The 18142-nt window shown below is 60.4% G+C and carries 16 protein-coding genes; 5 read left to right on the top strand and 11 right to left on the bottom strand.

What is annotated here, in order from left to right; genetic code table 11:
- Positions 1–255 precede the first annotated feature (255 nt).
- Together EV674_RS10145 and EV674_RS10140 are read right to left on the bottom strand one after the other, a co-directional pair.
- Complete coding sequence (locus tag EV674_RS10145) at positions 256–888, bottom strand: HEPN domain-containing protein (RefSeq protein WP_132750426.1); 633 nt, start codon at positions 886–888, stop codon at positions 256–258.
- A 2-nt stretch (positions 889–890) separates the two neighbouring features.
- Positions 891–1919, bottom strand: a complete 1029-nt coding sequence (locus tag EV674_RS10140) for a DUF262 domain-containing protein (protein WP_119013342.1) — start codon at positions 1917–1919, stop codon at positions 891–893.
- A 634-nt stretch (positions 1920–2553) separates the two neighbouring features.
- Here EV674_RS10140 and EV674_RS10135 point away from each other — a divergent pair.
- Entirely contained in the window at positions 2554–3159 is a 606-nt protein-coding gene (locus EV674_RS10135) for a LysE family translocator (protein ID WP_119013351.1), read from the top strand.
- A gap of 14 nt (positions 3160–3173) precedes the next feature.
- On the top strand, positions 3174–3986 hold the full coding sequence (locus EV674_RS10130; protein WP_119013341.1) for a helix-turn-helix domain-containing protein: 813 nt from the start codon (positions 3174–3176) through the stop codon (positions 3984–3986).
- A 179-nt stretch (positions 3987–4165) separates the two neighbouring features.
- On the opposite strand, the gene EV674_RS10125 is transcribed toward EV674_RS10130, so the two are convergent.
- The 5 genes from EV674_RS10125 to EV674_RS10105 form a co-directional block, all read right to left on the bottom strand.
- Positions 4166–4564 (bottom strand): type II toxin-antitoxin system death-on-curing family toxin, encoded by a 399-nt coding sequence (locus tag EV674_RS10125; protein ID WP_119013340.1) that lies wholly within the window; start codon positions 4562–4564, stop codon positions 4166–4168.
- Positions 4561–4785 (bottom strand): AbrB/MazE/SpoVT family DNA-binding domain-containing protein, encoded by a 225-nt coding sequence (locus EV674_RS10120; RefSeq protein WP_086912047.1) that lies wholly within the window; start codon positions 4783–4785, stop codon positions 4561–4563. The genes EV674_RS10125 and EV674_RS10120 overlap by 4 nt, the downstream gene beginning before the upstream one ends.
- 214 nt (positions 4786–4999) lie before the next feature.
- A complete protein-coding gene (gene cobT / locus EV674_RS10115; RefSeq protein ID WP_119013339.1) occupies positions 5000–6064 on the bottom strand; it encodes a nicotinate-nucleotide--dimethylbenzimidazole phosphoribosyltransferase in 1065 nt (354 codons plus the stop codon).
- Between the two features lie 80 nt (positions 6065–6144).
- Positions 6145–7119, bottom strand: a complete 975-nt coding sequence (locus EV674_RS10110) for a tripartite tricarboxylate transporter substrate binding protein BugE (RefSeq protein WP_119013338.1) — start codon at positions 7117–7119, stop codon at positions 6145–6147.
- Between the two features lie 62 nt (positions 7120–7181).
- A complete protein-coding gene (locus tag EV674_RS10105; RefSeq protein ID WP_119013337.1) occupies positions 7182–8378 on the bottom strand; it encodes an alpha-hydroxy acid oxidase in 1197 nt (398 codons plus the stop codon).
- A gap of 146 nt (positions 8379–8524) precedes the next feature.
- Between EV674_RS10105 and EV674_RS10100 the strand changes: the two genes are divergently transcribed.
- Entirely contained in the window at positions 8525–9424 is a 900-nt protein-coding gene (locus tag EV674_RS10100; RefSeq protein WP_119013336.1) for a LysR family transcriptional regulator, read from the top strand.
- A gap of 95 nt (positions 9425–9519) precedes the next feature.
- On the opposite strand, the gene EV674_RS10095 is transcribed toward EV674_RS10100, so the two are convergent.
- The 3 genes from EV674_RS10095 to EV674_RS10085 all read right to left on the bottom strand — a co-directional run bounded on the left by EV674_RS10095 (position 9520) and on the right by EV674_RS10085 (position 13524).
- On the bottom strand, positions 9520–10326 hold the full coding sequence (locus EV674_RS10095) for a hypothetical protein (RefSeq protein WP_132750425.1): 807 nt from the start codon (positions 10324–10326) through the stop codon (positions 9520–9522).
- A 133-nt stretch (positions 10327–10459) separates the two neighbouring features.
- Complete coding sequence (locus EV674_RS10090; RefSeq protein WP_119013334.1) at positions 10460–11860, bottom strand: TAXI family TRAP transporter solute-binding subunit; 1401 nt, start codon at positions 11858–11860, stop codon at positions 10460–10462.
- 47 nt (positions 11861–11907) lie between these two features.
- The gene (locus tag EV674_RS10085) at positions 11908–13524 is read right to left on the bottom strand and encodes a carboxylesterase/lipase family protein (protein ID WP_119013350.1); all 1617 of its coding nucleotides are present in this window, start codon (positions 13522–13524) and stop codon (positions 11908–11910) included.
- 299 nt (positions 13525–13823) lie between these two features.
- Between EV674_RS10085 and EV674_RS10080 the strand changes: the two genes are divergently transcribed.
- Positions 13824–15800, top strand: coding sequence for a sensor histidine kinase (locus tag EV674_RS10080; RefSeq protein ID WP_165887089.1), 1977 nt, complete (start codon positions 13824–13826; stop codon positions 15798–15800).
- Positions 15764–16462 carry a response regulator transcription factor gene (locus EV674_RS10075; protein WP_119013332.1) on the top strand — a complete coding sequence of 233 codons (699 nt, stop codon included), beginning with the start codon at positions 15764–15766 and terminating at the stop codon, positions 16460–16462. The genes EV674_RS10080 and EV674_RS10075 overlap by 37 nt, the downstream gene beginning before the upstream one ends.
- A gap of 64 nt (positions 16463–16526) precedes the next feature.
- Here EV674_RS10075 and EV674_RS10070 read toward each other — a convergent pair whose 3' ends face one another.
- Positions 16527–18125: a cobyric acid synthase gene (locus tag EV674_RS10070; protein ID WP_165887088.1), complete on the bottom strand. Its 1599-nt coding sequence runs from the start codon at positions 18123–18125 to the stop codon at positions 16527–16529.
- Positions 18126–18142 lie beyond the last annotated feature (17 nt).

Genomic DNA, 18142 nt, shown 5'->3' with positions numbered 1-18142 from the left:
TTTGCAGAAATCGCCCAAAAAGGTGCAGCAGTTTTTTGGGAAGGATTCTGTCAAATATGCCGCTTGATTCAAGTTGTTTTATTTCTAGTCAATAACGCCTCATTTCACCGGCGCCGGAGCCACAGGCGGAGGGCACCAATACTGGCAACTAAAGCGCCTCAGGATAGGCCAGTGTTGGCATCTAGGGATGTCCTGCAAAACCTCGCGATCAATCTGATAGATGCTGGTGAGTCATGGCATCCTCACATGCCACCTTTAGGCAACTGGCACATTACTTGTTGGCAGGCCAATGTCATGCTGAAAATGGCAAGCATTAATAACGAAATCAATATAATTAATTATTGATTTGATATAAGACCTAATATCACCAAGAGATAAATCAGATGCATCATCATTATGATGAACGATATTATTCCGCCGTGTAACTATTGCCTGAATTGAATCCTTCCATAATTCCCACTGGACTTTTTCCGCAGCCAATTCAATGCCAACCAGCGCTAACGCCTCCTTGGTTCGGTATACATTTCCTGAAACCAAGTCGTCGACTTCTTTTTTAGTCATGTTGATACTTAGTAGTTTTTTTGATATTAACGAAGAGTCTGATTTTTTCTTTTGACCTAATCGCCACTCTATTACCGACGATGGGATTGCGGCAGATGAAAGTCTTGCATCAATATCCTTTGCTATTTCAAAAACTATTTCTTTGATGCACATCTCCAAGTGAGCACACGCGGAAATTAGAAAAGATTTTGTGTAAAAGTTGACGTTATTGGTTATCAGAGGCGTTGTTTCGGCGCCACCAATAACTGCTAGTTCAGTCTTTCCAACCATGGCCTCGAGCTCACGAAGTCCATCCTTGAAAGTCTCGGATTTCTCGTTCAAGTCCATGATTACACCATTATTGGTTTAAGTAATTTCTCCCAAAGCTCTCGGCGTTTCAAAATTGAAACTTTATTTTGTATACCCCCTGATAGGGTTCGCTGGAATTCGCTATTTTTACATAGCTCCTCGAAGGCCTGTTGAATTTTCGCTTCCTTGCCGATTATCTTAGATTTTTTGTATTTATATAGACTATTCATGAGCAGATCATAGTGAACTATGCTCTGCAGCGGCCTGTCTTTGGTTGTGTCTGTAAATACAGTTTCTCCGAAAATTTGGTGGCAAATGCCAAGGGTGCTGATAAAAGATCCCCTTAACTTCCGTAGCTTTACCTCAGGCGCCTTCGCGTTTTCTCTCATGTATGAATCCAAAAACCGTGATAGACGCCCTTCATAGCCAGCGAGATCATCTTGCAAGGCGAAAAACCGTAGCACTAACTCCTCTCCTTCTCGAGAGTCTTTAGTAGTGTTACCAAAATTCGCGATGGCAGAGGTCTTTGCAAGCTCAAGTAGTAGATCGTTTAGTGAGCCAGGGTATATTGCATGTCTAATTTCCTGGTCTGAAAGTTTTACAGCACCTTGGTTTAGACGAGAAAAAATCTCTTGAATCAAATATTCTGGATTCTCTTTTCTTAGGATAATGCAACGAATTGTCGTTGCTTCCAGTTCAGCCCTATACCCCCCTAACTCTGAGAATTTTTTTCCTTCTAGCTCTTCGAAAGAGGTTAATCCCTCAAGGGAAAATTCATTATTAAAAAATTTCTCAATAGTGGTGAGTCGCTGCACTCCATCTATCACCAAATGCGTGCCATCTTCCTTTTCTGCAAAATAACATGCAGGCAGAGGAATTCTCATGAGGCATGATTCGATAAACCGAGAAGCTCTTTCCCACCCTTCTTTATCCCATTTATATTTTCTTTGAAAATCTGGATCTAGTTTTAGCTTTGGTGGATTTGCACGAATACGAGATGAAAGCGTCTCAAATGGGTAGTCAATTGGATATAGATTAAGCGTTTTATCTGCTTGATTTGATTTTGACATTTATTTTTTACTCATGTGTTTGCTGACTTGGATGGATTTATTTTTGATAGTCTCAATGAAGAAATCTGTTAATCCATTATTATGCCTGAGAATAAAGCGATTTTTATTTTTTCCTAAGCCACCAGCTGCAATGGCTGTTTTTGGAGAGGTCTCACATCAGTCTGCTTGAGGCCGAAATCCGTCTTACGCCAATATCACCATGCACCCCGCACACTGGTCAACCCCAAAATCAGCTTCTAGGGCCTGTCTGCCGTGCGCTACCAGCTACTGATTCAGTAGCAATCTCTCCCCCGCGCTACCCTTTCAACGCAGCACTGCACCAAACACCGGGCGCGTCCTGGGCGCAGACGGTGGTGTGGGCGCAAGTGCCAATCAACTCCTTTTTTGATAGCTGCTCGCGCTTACTGCACGAGCGCTGGAGACCTAAAACACCTCAAAAAAATCCTGCACTGAAATTCGGGAACCGCCTGCCCCCCCCTGTGGCGGCGATGGCGCTGCGGGTGGTGGCTTTTCCTGCCGTGGACGGGCCGCGTGGCGCGGCCACGGCCCAGCCCGGCGCAATTCTGTTCAATACGAACCCCGCGTGTCTCAGCACACTGGGCCTTTTGGACTGAACCGTCAGGGAGGTTTTTTGGTGACCGAGCTTTTGTTTGCGATGGCAACCTTTGCCCTTATCGGATCGATCACGCCCGGCCCGGTCAACGTTTTGGCGGTGCGCCACGGTGCCAGCGCCCGCTGGGGGGCCGCCATGGCGTATGTGCTGGGCGCCAGCCTGAGCTACACCCTGGTCGTCTGGCTCATGGGAAAAAGCAGTGAATTTCTGGTCAACGACCCGGCCATCGCCCAGGCCGCCCAATGGGGCGGTGCCGCTTACCTCAGCTACCTGGCCTGGCGCATCAGCACGGCGCCCTTGGTCAATTTGCAGGCCGATGCGGCGCCAGTGCAGCACTCTGCCCTGATGGCGTTCATGGAAGGGGGCATCACGCAATCGCTCAACCCCAAGGCCTGGATAGTGGCGCTGTCGGGCATCGCGCTGTTCGTGGTGCCACAAGCGGATGGGCAGACTGCGTACTGGCTTTTTTGCGGCGTCTCGCTGCTGGCGTGTTGCTTGGGCGTGGGCTGCTGGGCGGTGGCGGGCCGGGTGCTGTCGCGCTGGTTGGGCCCGGCCCCACGCCAAAAGGCATTCAACCAGATGATGGGCGTTTTGCTGCTGCTCAGCGTGGCCAGTATGCTGCGCTGAGTCCACACCGCCCTATGCCCCAGCACCGCCAGCACCGCATCCATCGCCACCCGGCAGCGCCGTGGGCCGAGCTGCGCGTCAGCACCCAGACGTTCGACTGCTACCGGGCGCACTCACACGCCGAATATTCGGTGGGTATCGTCGACCAGGGTTGCGCCACATTCCACCATGCGGACGGTTCGCACCCGGTCATGGCCGGATCGGTGGTGTTGATCGAGCCGGGCATCGTTCACGCGTGCAACCCCGTTGTCCGGCAGGCGTGGTCTTACCGGATGCTGTTTATCGATGCGGCGTGGCTGCACCACGCGGTGGCACAGGTGTGGGGCCGTGCGCTGCCTTGCGAGGGGCTGGCGTTTTTGTCACGCCACGCCAACGATGCGGCGTTTACGCAGGCGGTGGACGGTTTTTGCCAGCCGATCACGTCCGACTGCGCGGCCAGCGCATTGGCGGCCCAATTGCCGCAGTGGATTGCACGCCATGCCCGCCCAGAAGGCGCGGAACACCCGGCCACGGTGCCTGCCGATCTGGTGGCCGCCATAGACACCATGCACACAGAGATGGAGCGGCGCATTACAGTCAAAGAGCTGGCCCAGGCGTGCGCCATGAGCGATTCACAGTTCATTCGGCGCTTTCATGCGGCTTTTGGGATGACGCCCGGTGGCTATTTGCAGAACCTGCGCATCAATGGCGCAAGGCGGCTTTTGTCGCAGGGCATAGCCTTGGCGGATGCGGCGCACTCGATGGGGTTTGCCGATCAGGCGCACATGCAGCGCGCCTTCAAGGTTCACCATGCGATGACGCCCGGCACGTACCGGCGGCGGCGCTGACAGCGCGGCGGTCAACGGGTCACGGTGGGTGCCACCACGCTCGCGGCACCAGCCACCGCCCCAAAACGCTGGGCACACAGGCGCTCCAAAAAATCATTTTTTGATAGCTGCTTGCGCTCGCTGCACGGGTGCTGGAGGCCAAAAAGACTTGAAATTTTTCAGCAGAATGTGCTCAAGGCTCAAGAGCGCGGCGCGCTGTGGGCGCGCAGCCAGGCGGCAAAGTCTGCTTCGGAGATGTCGCCAGCGGCCACGGCCAGCATGGTGAGCACGCACGAGGCGTCGTCAGCGCGCAGCTCCTGGCCATTGAGGCGCAAAAACAGTTCTGCCGCCACAAAACCGGTGCGCTTGTTGCCGTCGATGAAAGGATGGTTGCGCGAGATGCCGTAGCCATACGACGCCGCCAGCGCCGCAGCATCGGGCGGTGGGTCGCCATAGGCCTGTAGTTGCAGCGGCTTGCCCAAGGCCGAATCGAGCAAACCGGCATCGCGCACGCCTGCGCCGCCGCCGTGCTCGGCCAGTTGCATGTCATGGATGGCCAGGATGACGGCGCGATCCAGCCAGACCCATTCGCGGGTCATTTGGCCAGCTCGTGCAAAACGGCGCGGCGCTCTTTCATGATCTCGCGCGCCACGCGCATCTGCGCTTCAAATTCGGGGTTGTGCGTGGTGATGCGCAGGCCGTCGGGGGTTTCGGTGACATACAGCTCGTCGCCTTTTTCCAGCTGCAAGCGCGCCAGCAACTCTTTCGGAAAGATGGCACCAACCGAGTTGCCGACCTGGGTGAGTTTGAGAGTGTGCATGGAATGCCTTTAAGTAATTACGCCAGTAATACTAAAACTTTATTTCTGGTGGGACAAGGATGTTTTTTGCCCACGGCCCTGGCCACCCACATTTACAGCCAATTCAGCCTCCAGCCCTTTAATTGCAGGTGCTAGTAGCTATTCATTCAGTAGCAAATTCTGTACGCCACCGGCCCTGCGTAGGCCGCGCGTGCAGCAACTAAACCCAGCCGCCTCACCCACCCTGCGTCGCCACCCCCGCCGCTTCAAAGCTGGCCATCTCGCGCAGAACAGCACAGGCCGATTGCAAGAGCGGCCAGGCCAGCGCGGCGCCCGAGCCTTCGCCCAGGCGCAGGCCCATGTCCAACAGGGGCTTGGCTTGCAACTGCGCCAGCATCAGCGCGTGGCCGGGCTCACCAGAGCTGTGGGCAAAGACGCAGCGCTGCAACACCGCCGGTTGCAGGCGCGCAGCCACCAGCACGGCAGCGCTGGTGATAAAGCCATCGACCACGATCACGCGGCGTTCTTGTGCTGCTTGCAGCACGGCGCCGGTCATGGTGGCCACCTCAAAGCCGCCCAGCGCGGCCAGTGCGGCCAGTGGCTCGGTGGCCGTGGCATTGGCGGCCAGGGCCTGCGCCAGCACGGCGCGTTTGCGCTCAATGCCTGCGGCGTCCAGGCCGGTGCCCGCGCCGGTGCAGTCTTGCAGCGATACGCCGCACAGCCGCGCCAGCAACAGCGACGCCACCGAGGTGTTGCCTATGCCCATCTCGCCCAGCAGCAGCGCGTTGCCGGGCAGCGCGCGCACCACTTCCATGCCGTTGTGCAGGGCCTGGGCGCATTGGGCGGCGGTCATGGCGGGGCCGACGCTGGCGTCTTGCGTGCCAGGCGCCACTTTGTGCAACAGCAGTTGCGGCTGGCCGGGGGTAGCCGCGCGCGGTGCGATGTCACGGGCCACGCCGCAATCGACCACCGTGAGGGCCAGGCCGTGCTGGCGTGCCAGCACGCTGACGGCGGCGCCCCCGGCGAGAAAGTTCTCCACCATCTGCCAGGTCACGTCGCTGGGGTAGGCCGATACACCCCGCGCGGCCAAGCCGTGGTCGCCTGCAAACACCACCATTTGCGGCGCTTGCAGGGTGGGCTGGTCGGTGCCCAGAATCTGGCCCAGTTGCAGGGCCAGGGCTTCGAGCCTGCCCAGCGCGCCCAGGGGCTTGGTTTTGTGGTCCAGCTGGTGCTGGAGCGTGCGGGTCAGCGCGGGGTCGGACAGATCGGCGGCGCGGGGAAGCTCAAAAGGCAGTTGCATGGGGATACCGGGGTTTCAGGAAAAAAGCGCAGGCGCCATTGTCCACGGCAGCCCCGGTCTGGCCGGGGGGTGTGGGCCGATCAATCGGGCTTGAGGTTCTGGCGCTCTACGGTCTTGCGGTAGATCTCGTATTCAGCGGCAATTTGCTGCGTGAACTGGGCTGGCGAGTTGCCCACCACCAGGGAGCCAGTGTCTTCGATGCGCTTGCGCACGCCAGGGTCTTGCAGCGCTTTCATGGCGGCGGCATGGACTTTGTCCACCACGTCTTTGGGCAGGCTCTTGGGGCCGTAAATGCCGTAAAAAGCCATGCGGTTCACCGGCTCTTGCCCCACTTCCTGGAAGGTGGGCACCTTGGGCAGCACGCTGGCGCGCGCGGGCGCAGACACCACGATGGGCACCAGCCGCCCTTCTTTGATGAACGGCAGGGCCGAGGGCAGGTTGTCCATGATGATGGGCACCTGGCCAGCCACCGTGTCGTTGAGGGCGGGGCCTGATCCCCGGTACGGGATGTGCGTCAGAAAGGTGCCCGCCAGGCTTTTGAACAGCTCCATTTGCAGGTGACCGATGGAGCCGGTGCCTGCCGTGCTGTAGCTGTATTTGCCGGGATTTTTCTTCAGCTCGGCGACAAAGCCTGCGTAGTCCCGCGCCGGAAACGAGGGGTGTACCGCAATCACATTGGGCGTGGCCGCCAGGTTGATGATGGGGGTGAAGTCGGTCAGCGGGTGGTAGGGCAGCTTGGGGTTGATGGCCGGGTTGGTGGCCGTGGCCGACACGGTGGCCATGCCCAGGGTGTAGCCGTCGGGGCGGGCGCGGGCCACCTCCAGCGCACCGATGGCGCCGCCACCGCCGCCCTTGTTGTCCACCACCAGGGGCTGGGTCAGGGCCGCGCCCATCTTGTCTGACACCACCCGCGCAATGATGTCGGTGGTGCCCCCTGCGGCAAACGGCACCACCAGACGCACCGCCCGCGAGGGGTAGGCATCGGCTTGCGCCAGGGCGGGCAGTGCCCCGCTCAAAAGGCCTGCGGCGGCCATCAACGACAAAATCAAACGCATGCTTGTCTCCTTGTAAATCGCGTCAAAAAAGTGCCTTGCACCGTGGGGAAAACCAAAAACCTTCAGCCCCGGCGCAGCAGTTGGCCCCGGTGCAGCTCGCCGCAGTGGTTCACGCCCAGCATGGCCATGTTGCGGTCCACCTCCTGGCGCAGCAGCTCGATGGCATGGGCCACGCCCGCTTGGCCCGCCACGGCGGCGGCGTAGTTGAAGGGCCTGCCCACAAACACAAAGCGCGCGCCCAGCGCCAGCGCCTTGAGCACGTCGCTGCCGCGCCGGAAACCGCTATCGACCATCACGGGCCAGTCACCCACAGCGTCCACCACGTCGGCCAGGATGCGCAGCGGCGCCACCGCGCCATCGAGCTGGCGGCCACCGTGGTTGGACAGGATCACGCCATCGGCACCGTGCTCGCGGGCCAGCAGCGCATCGGCCACACTGAGCACGCCCTTGACGATGAGCCGGCCTTGCCACTGGCGGCGGATTTGCGCCAGGTGCGACCAATTCAGGTGGTCGCGCGCAGAAAAGTCGCGCAGCACGTTGCGCGAGACGATGGGCGCGCCGCGCGTGGCAAACGAGTTCTCGAAGTGCGGCATGCCGTGTTGCACCAGCGTGCGCAAAAACGTGCCCGCCAGCCAGCGCGGGTGCGTGATGCCGTCCCAGGCCAGGCGCAGGCTGGGGCGCAGCGGTGTCGAAAACCCGGTGCGCACGTTGTTCTCGCGGTTGGCCGAGACGGGAATGTCCACCGTGAGCACCAGCGTCTCAAAACCGGCGCGGGCAGCGCGCTCGACCAGCGCGGTGATGCGCTGCGGGTCGCCCGGCAAATACGCCTGGAACCAGGTGCCGGGTGCGGCGGCAATCACCTCCTCCAGCGGGATCAGCGAGGTGCCGCTCAAGATGGCGGGCACCTGTGCAGCCTGCGCAGCGCGGGCCAGCGCGATGTCGCCCCGGTAGGTGGACAGCGCGCTGATGCCCATGGGCGCCAGGCCAAACGGCGCGGCGTACCGGTGCCCCAGCAGCTCCACGCCAGTGCTGCGGTGCGACACGTCCACCAGCACGCGCGTGGTAAAGCCGTAGTCGTCAAACGCGCTGCGGTTGTCTTGCAGCGAACGGTTGTCTTCCGCCGCACCCGCGATGTAGCCAAAAATGGGCCGGGGCAGCCTGCGCCGCGCCTCGGCCTCAAAGTCGTGCAAAGACAGCATGCGCTGCAAAACACGCGGCGGGTGCGGTGCAGCAGGGGTGTGGGCGGGGGCGGTGGTCATGGGCAGGCGCAAGGAAAACGGTGGTGGGCAAATGCCGGAAGCTGCAATGTAGTCCCGCCCAAAAATTCAAAAAAGCGAAATAATTAGAAATATCCATTTCGCCTTTATCGAAACCACCCCACCGTGCGCCCTGCCGTTTTGCCACCATGACCCTCAAACAGCTGGAAGCCTTTTACTGGGCTGCTACCTGCGCCAACTTCACCACGGCGGCGCAGCGGGTGCATTTGTCGATCTCGTCGCTGTCCAAGCGCCTGACGGAGCTGGAGCAATCGCTGGGCCGCACCCTGTTCGACCGCAGCGGCCACCGCGCCACACTCACCGAGGCGGGCCAGGCGCTGCTGCCCCAGGCGCGCCAGTTGCTTGAAGCCGCTGCCGCGCTGAAGGCGGGCACGGCGGCGCCGCAGGGCCTGTCGGGCCGCTGCACGTTTGGGGTGGGAGAGCTGACGGCGCTGACCTGGCTGCCCAAGCTGGTGGCGCTGGTGCGCCAGACCCACCCGGCCCTGGTGCTGGAGCCGCGCGTGGACATTGGCAGCGCACTGGAAGACGGCCTGGAGCGGGGCGAACTCGACTTTGCAGTGATTGCCGGACGCTCCTCGCGCAGCGGCATCGCCTCACAGTGGCTGACCGAGGCACGCTTTGTCTGGACGGCATCGGCCAGCGTGGTGGGCAACGCCCGGCGCATGTCACCCGCGCTGCTGGAGCACGCAGCCCTGGTCACGCTGCCTGCCGGTGCAGGCACCACGCGCATCCTGGACGACTGGCTGCTGGCCCAGGGCATTACCGCCGAGCAGCGCCTGACCTGCAACCACTGGGGCGCCATCGCCGGTCTGCTGGTAGAGGGCATGGGGATTGGATTTTTGCCCGAGGGCTGGGCCTGGGCGCTGGCGCAGCGCGGGCGGCTGCGCATTCTGGAGAGCAACCCGCCCCTGGCCCCCCTGCCCTACGCTTTCCAGTGGCGGCGCGACAACCTGCGCCCGCTGGTGCCCCTGCTGCGCGAGCTGGCGCTCCAAACGGCAGACTTTTCGGGTGCCAGCCAGTTGTTTTAGCCTCGCTGCCCACCCAAAAAACCACCCGCATCCTGCCAACGGGAGAAAACAAAGCGGCACCGGCCAGTACGGCACACACCGATGACCGCTCCCCCTCAGTCTTCGCTGATCGAATAAACGATGGCCACATCCTGGTCACACCGGCCCTGAAAACGGTACAGAAAGCGGCCTTCTGTGCGGGGCTGCGGCATGTCCTTCGACGCTAATCTCACCTCGTCGCCAAAGACGCCATGCAGTTTCACGCGCGCTCCCCGGTGCAGCACCACTTGCGAGGGCGAGTCATCCACTTCCAGGTCAAAAATGTCACGGTCGGCATCTTCACCGGAGCGCTCGCCACGGCGGGTCATGGTGACGCGCAACTCATCCACGATGTCCAGGCGGCTGCTGCTGATATTCAAGGCATCCTCGGTCGGGTTATCGATCAGGAGGCGACGCAGCATGATGGCCGAGTTCTGGAGATCGAATCCGTCATCACCAGAACCACGGCTGTACACCTCTGCAATGTTCCATTCGCAAAACCCGACGCCCATGACCGACACACCATCCAGGTCGTCCAATCCGTGGGCGTTGTCATGGCGGGCTTTGGCAGAACCATCGGGGGCATCACCGCGCCCCAGGTAGTACGCGCTCAACCGTTTGGCGCGAAAGAAAGACAGCGGCGTGGCGCGCGTCTTGCGAATTTGCATTCCGTCTTTGTCCGCGCGGTGGTGGGCACCGAAAAACCAGACGCCACCGTTGTCTGGGTGCTTTTGCGGTACACCATGGCGGTTGGTGGCGCGGATGCTCAAGCGCCTGGCCTGCAAACTTGATCCGGCATCAAAAATGAGTGCGGCGCGCTGAAGGCTGCCGCCGGGAACGCGGCCATTGATGATGCCGATAGATGCCCCGTCCTCTGCGGTCACAGCCACACCCGCCAGGACGTGCACCTGTTTTGTCACGAGATACAAGCAGCCGCGTCGCAACGTGAGGTGGGCTGTGATGTCATCGGCAATCCGATGCACTTGCTGGGTATTGCCCATCTGGTTGCGTCCTGATTCAAAGGGCGACTGGCGCACCGAATTTCTCCAGGTGCTGGGACGCTTGGGCACGGATATCGGCAATGGTGCGGCGCAGGCCGTAATAGCGGTGGATCAACGAGTCATCTACCCAGGTTTCATTGACCTCGGCCAGCATTTCGTCCAGTGCGTCAATGATGGTTTGTGCATCAGCGGCGTTTTCAATCAAATGCAGATCATCGTCAAGATCCCGAAGATCCTGCCAATAATCGTATATCCATTTGTCTGACGGGTAGTTTCGCAGCGACAAGGTTTTGCTGAACAGCGGCCACAAGATGGCAAAAATTGCCAACAAAATAACCCCCATGCCATCAATCACGGTAGCAACCCAGAGTGGAAAATACTTGAACACGGTTGGCATGCCACCGCCAAAATAGCGCTCTCCCACATCGCTGAGTGGAACTTTATGGTCTAAATACTTCGGAAAATAATCCGGCTTGGAGAAAAACTCATCCCGATTCAAACTGATATTTTCTGCCGCACGCAGAAAAAGCCACTGAATGGCCGGATGTATGTCCCGCTCTGTAACCAGCGTGACGGTGGATGCGAGCAACCTGGTCTCCTGTGGCGGGTAAACATTGGCAATGTCCGCAGCTCCACGCGGCAAGGTCACAATCTCCAAAAAAGGGATTTTCTTGATATAGGCATCTATCAAACCAAAATCGACGAGAGCGCGATCCTTCACCTTGAACAAGCGCTGAACCGTCTCTGCCTCAATGCCATCCACCAAGAACACGGCATCGATTTCTCCACTTTCAAAGCGCGCAACAGCCTCTCTGTGCGACAGCTCCAAATGGTTAGCTCCCACCTCAAACTTCATCCCGTGCAGGCTGAGTATTCTTTCCAGCAGCTTGCGGGTTGTGGTGTCGGGCAGGCCCACTGCCATCCGCCGCCGAAGCAAGTCGGCAAGGGGGTTCTGTGGATCGGGTGCAGCCCCACGGTAAAAAACCCATACCGGTGAGTATTTTTGGCTCCCGAAAGACACCAGATCGGGAGCCCGCTCCGATGGCACCGTACCGGCCATCATGAAACCCGCATTGACCTGGTTATTGACGTCTTGGATATCCCTCAGGCCTTGGTCCAGGCCCGGGGTCTCAACCAGCACCAATTCCACCCCATGCTGGCGAAAGTAGTTGGAGAACTTTTCTGCCAGCGCATAGTACGAGGAGCCTTGCTGCCCTGTGGCGAGATACACCTTTTTGGGCGGAAAGGGATCGATATAAAACACCAACCCCACCAAAAAAACCAAGCAAATGGGAATGTAAATACCAAAATACTGAAAAACCCGAACCCAACCATGCACTTCACGCCGGAAATCCTGGCGAAAGTAGTCGATGAAGTCAGGCCATACCCGGTCTGTGTGTCTGCGTTTGACGGCCATGGTGGATAGCTAACGGTAAAAATTGCCGCAATTGCACATTTGTTGGCTTATGGGTACATCCGAGACCAAAATGCACACCGGTGTTGGGCATAAGCGTCATAAGGCCGAATATCTCCAGGCGCCAACTGCTGCACAGTTGCGCCGCCGCTATACCGAGGCCAGGCAGGCAGCGGGGCAGCCTCTGGCGAACCTGTCCGTGCAAACCCAGACCAATACAGCACCATGTGGTCAGCAAGTTGCTGCGAGGCAAGAGAGAGATCCGGCCCATCTATCGCCGCCGTGTTAGACAGGTTGGGAAACAAATAATTGAGTTCCGAAGAGTGAACCGCACCCAGTGCAAATCCGGGGTCCATTCCCTTGGCAATACCTATGCCCAGCACAGGTGCATTCGGGTCTGCAAATTCAAACTGGTAAATCGCTGGCACCCAGGGAGAAAACGCCTGGGCTGTTTTGAGGTAAAGACAATGGTTGATACCCACCAATGGTGAAAAATCAGACGCCATGGAGCCCATCTTTGCACCGTCAAAGCCGTTGGCTGCACCGTACTCGGCAATGATGGCGTCGTAGGTGGATGCTTTGGGGCCATAGAAAGCGGGCAGCCAGACTTTCTTGAGCGTATCGACATCGAAACGCTGCTCTTTGGGTGGAAACAGCGTGGTGTAGGCCACATACAACCGAAGCTCATCGCGCGCACCACCCATCATGAGCGGAACACGGGCCAGCGCGCCAGAAGCAACCGCATCGGCGGCAGACCGCGGCACCGTGGCGTTGCCGGTGCTGGGGCCGAATGCCATGATCCCGTGGCTGGCTGCACCTTGGGCAGTCAGCAGCTCGTCAACACTTTTGCTGCGCATGCACTCCAGTGCGGCGGCACTGGCAGGGGCGGTATCGGTGTCGCACCCGACGGACCGCGCCACTTTCTTCCAGGTGGGTGGCTCCGCATCCAGCCCGGTCAAGGCTTGTTGCACGGTAGGCATTGCCTGCAAGCACCCACCGCTGATGACAATGGCCTTGTGAAACAAGCCACTGACGCGCTCGGGGCTGATCAGATGTTGGCAAATAGAGCCTGCGCCAGCGGACTCCCCCGCAATGGTGACGTTGCCAACATCGCCACCAAAGGCGGCGATGTTGCGCTGCACCCATGACAGTGCAAAGCGTTGATCCTCCAACCCCAAAGTGCCGTTGCTTGCCGCGTCGAATGCGGGATGGGGCATGAATCCGAACACGCCCAACCGATAGTTGGCCGACACCACCACCATCCGGCCCTCGCGGGCGAGCTTGTCCAGTCGATACAGGCTGGACGAACCACCCACAAAAGCCCCCCCGTGAATCCAGAAAAACACCGGCAGCTTCTCCCCCGGCCTGGCATCCAGCGGCGCACTGACATTGAGGCTCAGGCAGTCTTCGGCATTGCTTTCCTGGGTCAGATCAAACCGCTTTTGCTGTGCGCAGCTGGGTCCAAAATTGACGGCACTGCGCTCTGTCCAAGCCTGTGGAGGCTGGGGCATGACCCAACGCAATGCGCCGACAGGGGCTGCTGCAAACGGGATGCCGCGAAACTCACGCACACCGTGGCGCACCGCGCCTTGAACCGCTCCATACTCCGTTGCAACTGTGGGGCCGCTATCGACTGCGGCGCAAGCGGCCAAGGCCGTAAAACCCATGGCCATTGCCACCAGAAATCTGGCGTGCAGGGACGAACAAGATGGCGACGGAGCACGCACAGCGTGTTGGCTGGCTTCTGATAAAGTTTTCGGCATGGCGCGGGGTTCTGCTGCGGGGACACGGTGTCCGGTGGGGGTGAGTCTAGAAAGCGGCTCTACCGGTAACAAGGCTGTAACTCGACGAGTTCCGACATATTCCGACAGGACTGAATACGCCCATGGAGATCAAAAAGCTAGCGCAGCTTCTGCTTTGGATCTGTGCGTGCCTTGGCAGCCAGGCATGGGCACTGGAAATCGCGGTGGCGGCCACCAACGTCAGCGTGTCGCCGTTGGTGGAGGTGCTTGAAGACCCCACACATGCACTCTCTTGGGAGGAGGTGTCAGCGCCAGAAATGGCTGCACGATTCCAGCCGCAGTCAACCAATGGCGAAGACTTCAATGTCGGCATGAGCGCCTCCACCTATTGGCTCAGGTTTCGGTTGCAGCGCACCACCGACACCCCCAACCACTGGCTTCTGGAAGTGCCCTACGGCAATCTGACGTCGCTATCGTTTTATGCCCCTGGCCAGCCTGCAGTCCACACGGGCAGCCTGTTCCCATTGGCCAGTCGGCCCTACTTTCACCGCTATTTTGTTTTTCCGCTGGACCTGGAAGAAACCCCGGCGGATTTTTATATCAGTGCCACCTCCAGCTACGCACTCACGGTGCCTGTGCGCTTGCACGAAGCCGCAGCATTTGCACAAAAAGAACACCGCGACCTGGCGCTGCAATACCTGTATTACGGCAGCGTATTGGCACTGCTGCTGTACAACTTGTTCCTTTTTGCCGGGCTGCGCGATGTGCGCTTGCTCTTGTATTCGGGCTACGTAGCCACCTTCGGGATGGGCATCTACGCGGGCAACGGATTGGGGCGGCTGGTGTTGTGGCCCGACTCCCCGCGTTTTGATGAAATAGCCCAAGGTGCGCTGTTGTGCCTGGCCACGGTCTTTGCTGCCGAGTTTGCACGCGTGTTTCTCAAAACCCGCAGCCGCTTCAAGGTGGTGGACAAGCTTTTACTGTCCAGTGCGGTGGTGTGCTTGCTCATCTGCGCCGGACTGATCGCCTCCATGGGGTCGACCACGGCAGTCAGCCTGCTGAACCGGCTATTTGCTTCACTGACGGTCTTGACGGTGTTCATCATCCTGGTCGCTTGCGCCAAAGCGTGGGCATCAGGAGAGCGGGAGGTGCGGTTTTTTCTGCTCGCCTGGTTTGCCCTTTCGCTGGGGGGACTGGTCGCTGCCCTGCGTGCCTTTGGCTACCTGCCTACGAACGGCCTGACCGCCTATGCGCTGCAAATCGCTTCAGCCATTGAGATGCTGCTGTTTTCTCTGGCGCTGGCAGACAGCATGCACACAGAGCGCGAACGAATGCAGCAGTCATTGAGTGCAGCACTGGCCACGCAGAAAAAGTCCAACGACATGCTGCACCGCTCAGAAGAACGGCTCGAAAGAACCGTGGCCCAACGAACCCACGCACTGAGCGAAGCCCTGACCAGCCAGAAAGAAACGCTGGCCCAGTACGTGCGCTTCGGGTCATTGATTTCGCATGAGTTTCGCAACCCCCTGGCCATCGTGAGTGGTCAACTCAGCCTTTTGCGCAAAGAGGCCGAGCTGGGCACGCCCCGCTGGGAGCAGCGTTCGCGGGTCATGCTGGCCGCGCTCAAGCGCCTGGATGCCTTGTTTGAACAATGGCTGCGCAAAGGGCGGCTGGAGGGCAGCCTGGAAACCATCCACAAAGAGCCGATTGATCTGTGCCAGTGGCTGCGCCAGTGGATGGAAGACAACGCACTCGCTACCGACCACCAGATACGGCTGGAGTTGGCAGGTGGCATGCACACCATTTGGGCCGACCCGGGGCTTTTGGCCAATGCGCTGGGCAACTTGCTTGAAAATGCGTGCAAATACTCGCCCATTGGCACGGTGGTCAGCATCAGTATCCACCGCCGCCCCGGGCAAGTGGGGATTGCCGTTGCCGATGAAGGGGCAGGCATCGCGGACGATCAGCAGCAAAAGGTATTCGAAGCCTTCTACCGGGTGGCGCCGGAAGGGCCAGTCAACGGCATGGGCTTGGGCTTGAACCTCGTCAAACGCATTGTGGAAGCACACATGGGCGAGATCGAGCTGGCCAGCACCCTGGGCCAGGGCAGCCGCTTCTGTATTTGGTTGCCGCACGAACCCACGGCAGCGCAGGAACCATCAACGTGCACAGCAACAGCAAAGCCAGAATTCTGGTCGTAGAAGACGAAACCGACCTGCGCGAAGCCATGGTCGAGTTTTTCAACATGGACGGCTATGCAGCCGATGGCGTGCGCGGTCTGCGGGCCGCCGAGCACTGGATGCTGACGCATGGCTTTGATGTCCTCCTGCTCGACCTCGGATTGCCTGACGGTGATGGCCTGCACTGGCTCCAAAGCAGAACCGACCTGCTCGACAAGATCGTTCTGATCAGCACTGCCCGCAGCACGGGCAGCGACCGCGTGGCTGGTGTGCGGGCAGGCGCCCATGCTTATCTGGTCAAACCCGTAGCACTGGAGGAAATGAGCGCACTAGTGGCCAATTTGCTGCGCAAGGCAGGCAAGGCCCAGTCACCCGTGTGGCACCTCAATGCCACCGCCTGGACACTGACGGCGCCGACGGGCCAGGTCGTCAAATTGACCCATATTGAAATGAGCTTGCTGAGCTGCCTTGCTGGCGTGCCAGGCACAGCCGTTCAGCGGGACCGCTTGGTCGAATGCCTGGGCCAGTCGCCTGACCTCTACGACCCGCGCCGCATGGAAATCATTTTTCGGCGGCTGCGCAGCAAGGTCAAAACAGCCACTGCCGCCGAACTACCGGTGGAAACCGTGCGCAGCGTGGGCTACGCATTTGCCGGGTATATCGCCATGGACGGCAAGCCGTAGGCGGCGCACAGCACTGGGGGTTGCCCGCCGCCTTTGCATACCCTGGCCAGGAGGGTGGTTTGTTTTAATCCGCCACCAGCGCGTCCAGCACCCCCGCCTGGAAGTGGCGCGCCACATAGTCGGCCATCCCCTCGAACACGCTCTCCAGCGTGGGCACGGCGGCGCCGAACAGGGCTTGCAGCGCGGCGGGGTCTTCCAGCAGGCCGTGCAGGTACAGGCCCAGCACATTGCCCGCCGGGTTCTGCCAGGCCAGCCCCGGCAACACCTCGCGGGCCACATCGCCCTTGGCGGCCATGGCCGGGTGCTGGGCGGTCTGGCCATGGTGGATTTCGTAGCCAGACACCGTGGTGCCTGACAGCCCCGCCCACGGCCCGGCCAACACATCGCCAAAGCACGCCTGCGTGTGGCGCACGGTTTTGGCGCTCTCGAACACCGTGACCAGCGGCAGCAAGCCCAGACCGGGGCCGTTGCCGTCGATGCCATCGGGGTCAATCAGCGCCTCGCCCAGCATTTGCAGGCCACCGCAAATACCCAGCACGGCACCGCCCCGGCCTGCGTGCGCGGCAACGGCGCTGTCGAGTCCCTGCGCGCGCAGCCAGGCCAAATCGGCCGCCGTGGCCTTGGAGCCGGGCAGCACCACCCAATCGCCGGGTTGCAGCCCCCCCAGGTCGGCGGGGCTGCGCGCCCACAGCAGGCGCAGGCCGGGCACGTTCTTGAGCGGCTGGAACTCGTCGAGGTTGCTGATGCGCGGGTAGGCGATGACGGCCACGGTTTTGCACACCACGCCAGCGGCCACGCTGCGGTCGTCAAAAATGCCGTCTTCCTCTGGCAGACCATGCTGCCACCACATGGGCAACGTGGCCACGGTGGGCACGCCGGTCAGCTCTTGCAGCATCTGCGGCGCGGGCGCCAGCAAGGCCGCGTCGCCCCGGAACTTGTTGAGCACAAAGCCATGGATCAGCGCACGTTCGTCTTGGGGCAGCAGCGCCCAGGTACCGTACAGGTGGGCAAAGGCGCCACCCCGGTCGATGTCGGTCACCAGCAGGCAGCGTGCGCCCACATGGCGGGCCACGCGCATGTTGACGATGTCGCTGGCGTGCAGGTTGATCTCGGCGGGCGATCCCGCGCCCTCGATGACGACCACGTCGTTCTCGGCCCGCAGGGCGTCGAGCGCGGCGGCAATCTGCGGCCAGACTTTCTCGCTGCGGCCGCGCCAGGGCATGGCGGTGAGTTCTGCGCTGACCTGTCCCATCAGCACGACCTGGCTGTGCGTGTCGGCCTCGGGCTTGAGCAACAGCGGGTTCATGCGCACCTCGGGCGTGGCGCGCGCGGCCAGGGCCTGAAAGTATTGGGCGCTGCCGATCTCGCCCAGCGCGCCGCTCGGGCCGCCCCCCCCGGCGCCGGACGCGCTGCCGAAGCCGGGGTGCGCCCCCCCGGGGGGCAGCGCAGCACCCGCAGGGGCCAGCGTGGGGGCCACCACCACGCGGGCGTTGTTGCTCATGTTCTGCGCCTTGAAGGGCGCCACCTTGAGGCCCTGGCGCGCATAGTAGCGGCACAGCGCGGTGGTCAGCCAGCTCTTGCCAGCGCCGCTGGTGGTGCCCAGCACCATCACGCAGCGCGCGGGGCCAGGGGTGGTGGGATGCAGGGGTTCAGTGGCGGTCATGGGTTCAGAAGGCAAAG

The organism is Simplicispira metamorpha (assembly GCF_004341365.1).
Lineage (GTDB): Bacteria > Pseudomonadota > Gammaproteobacteria > Burkholderiales > Burkholderiaceae_C > Simplicispira > Simplicispira metamorpha.
This window is presented reverse-complemented; position numbering and strand designations above follow the sequence as displayed.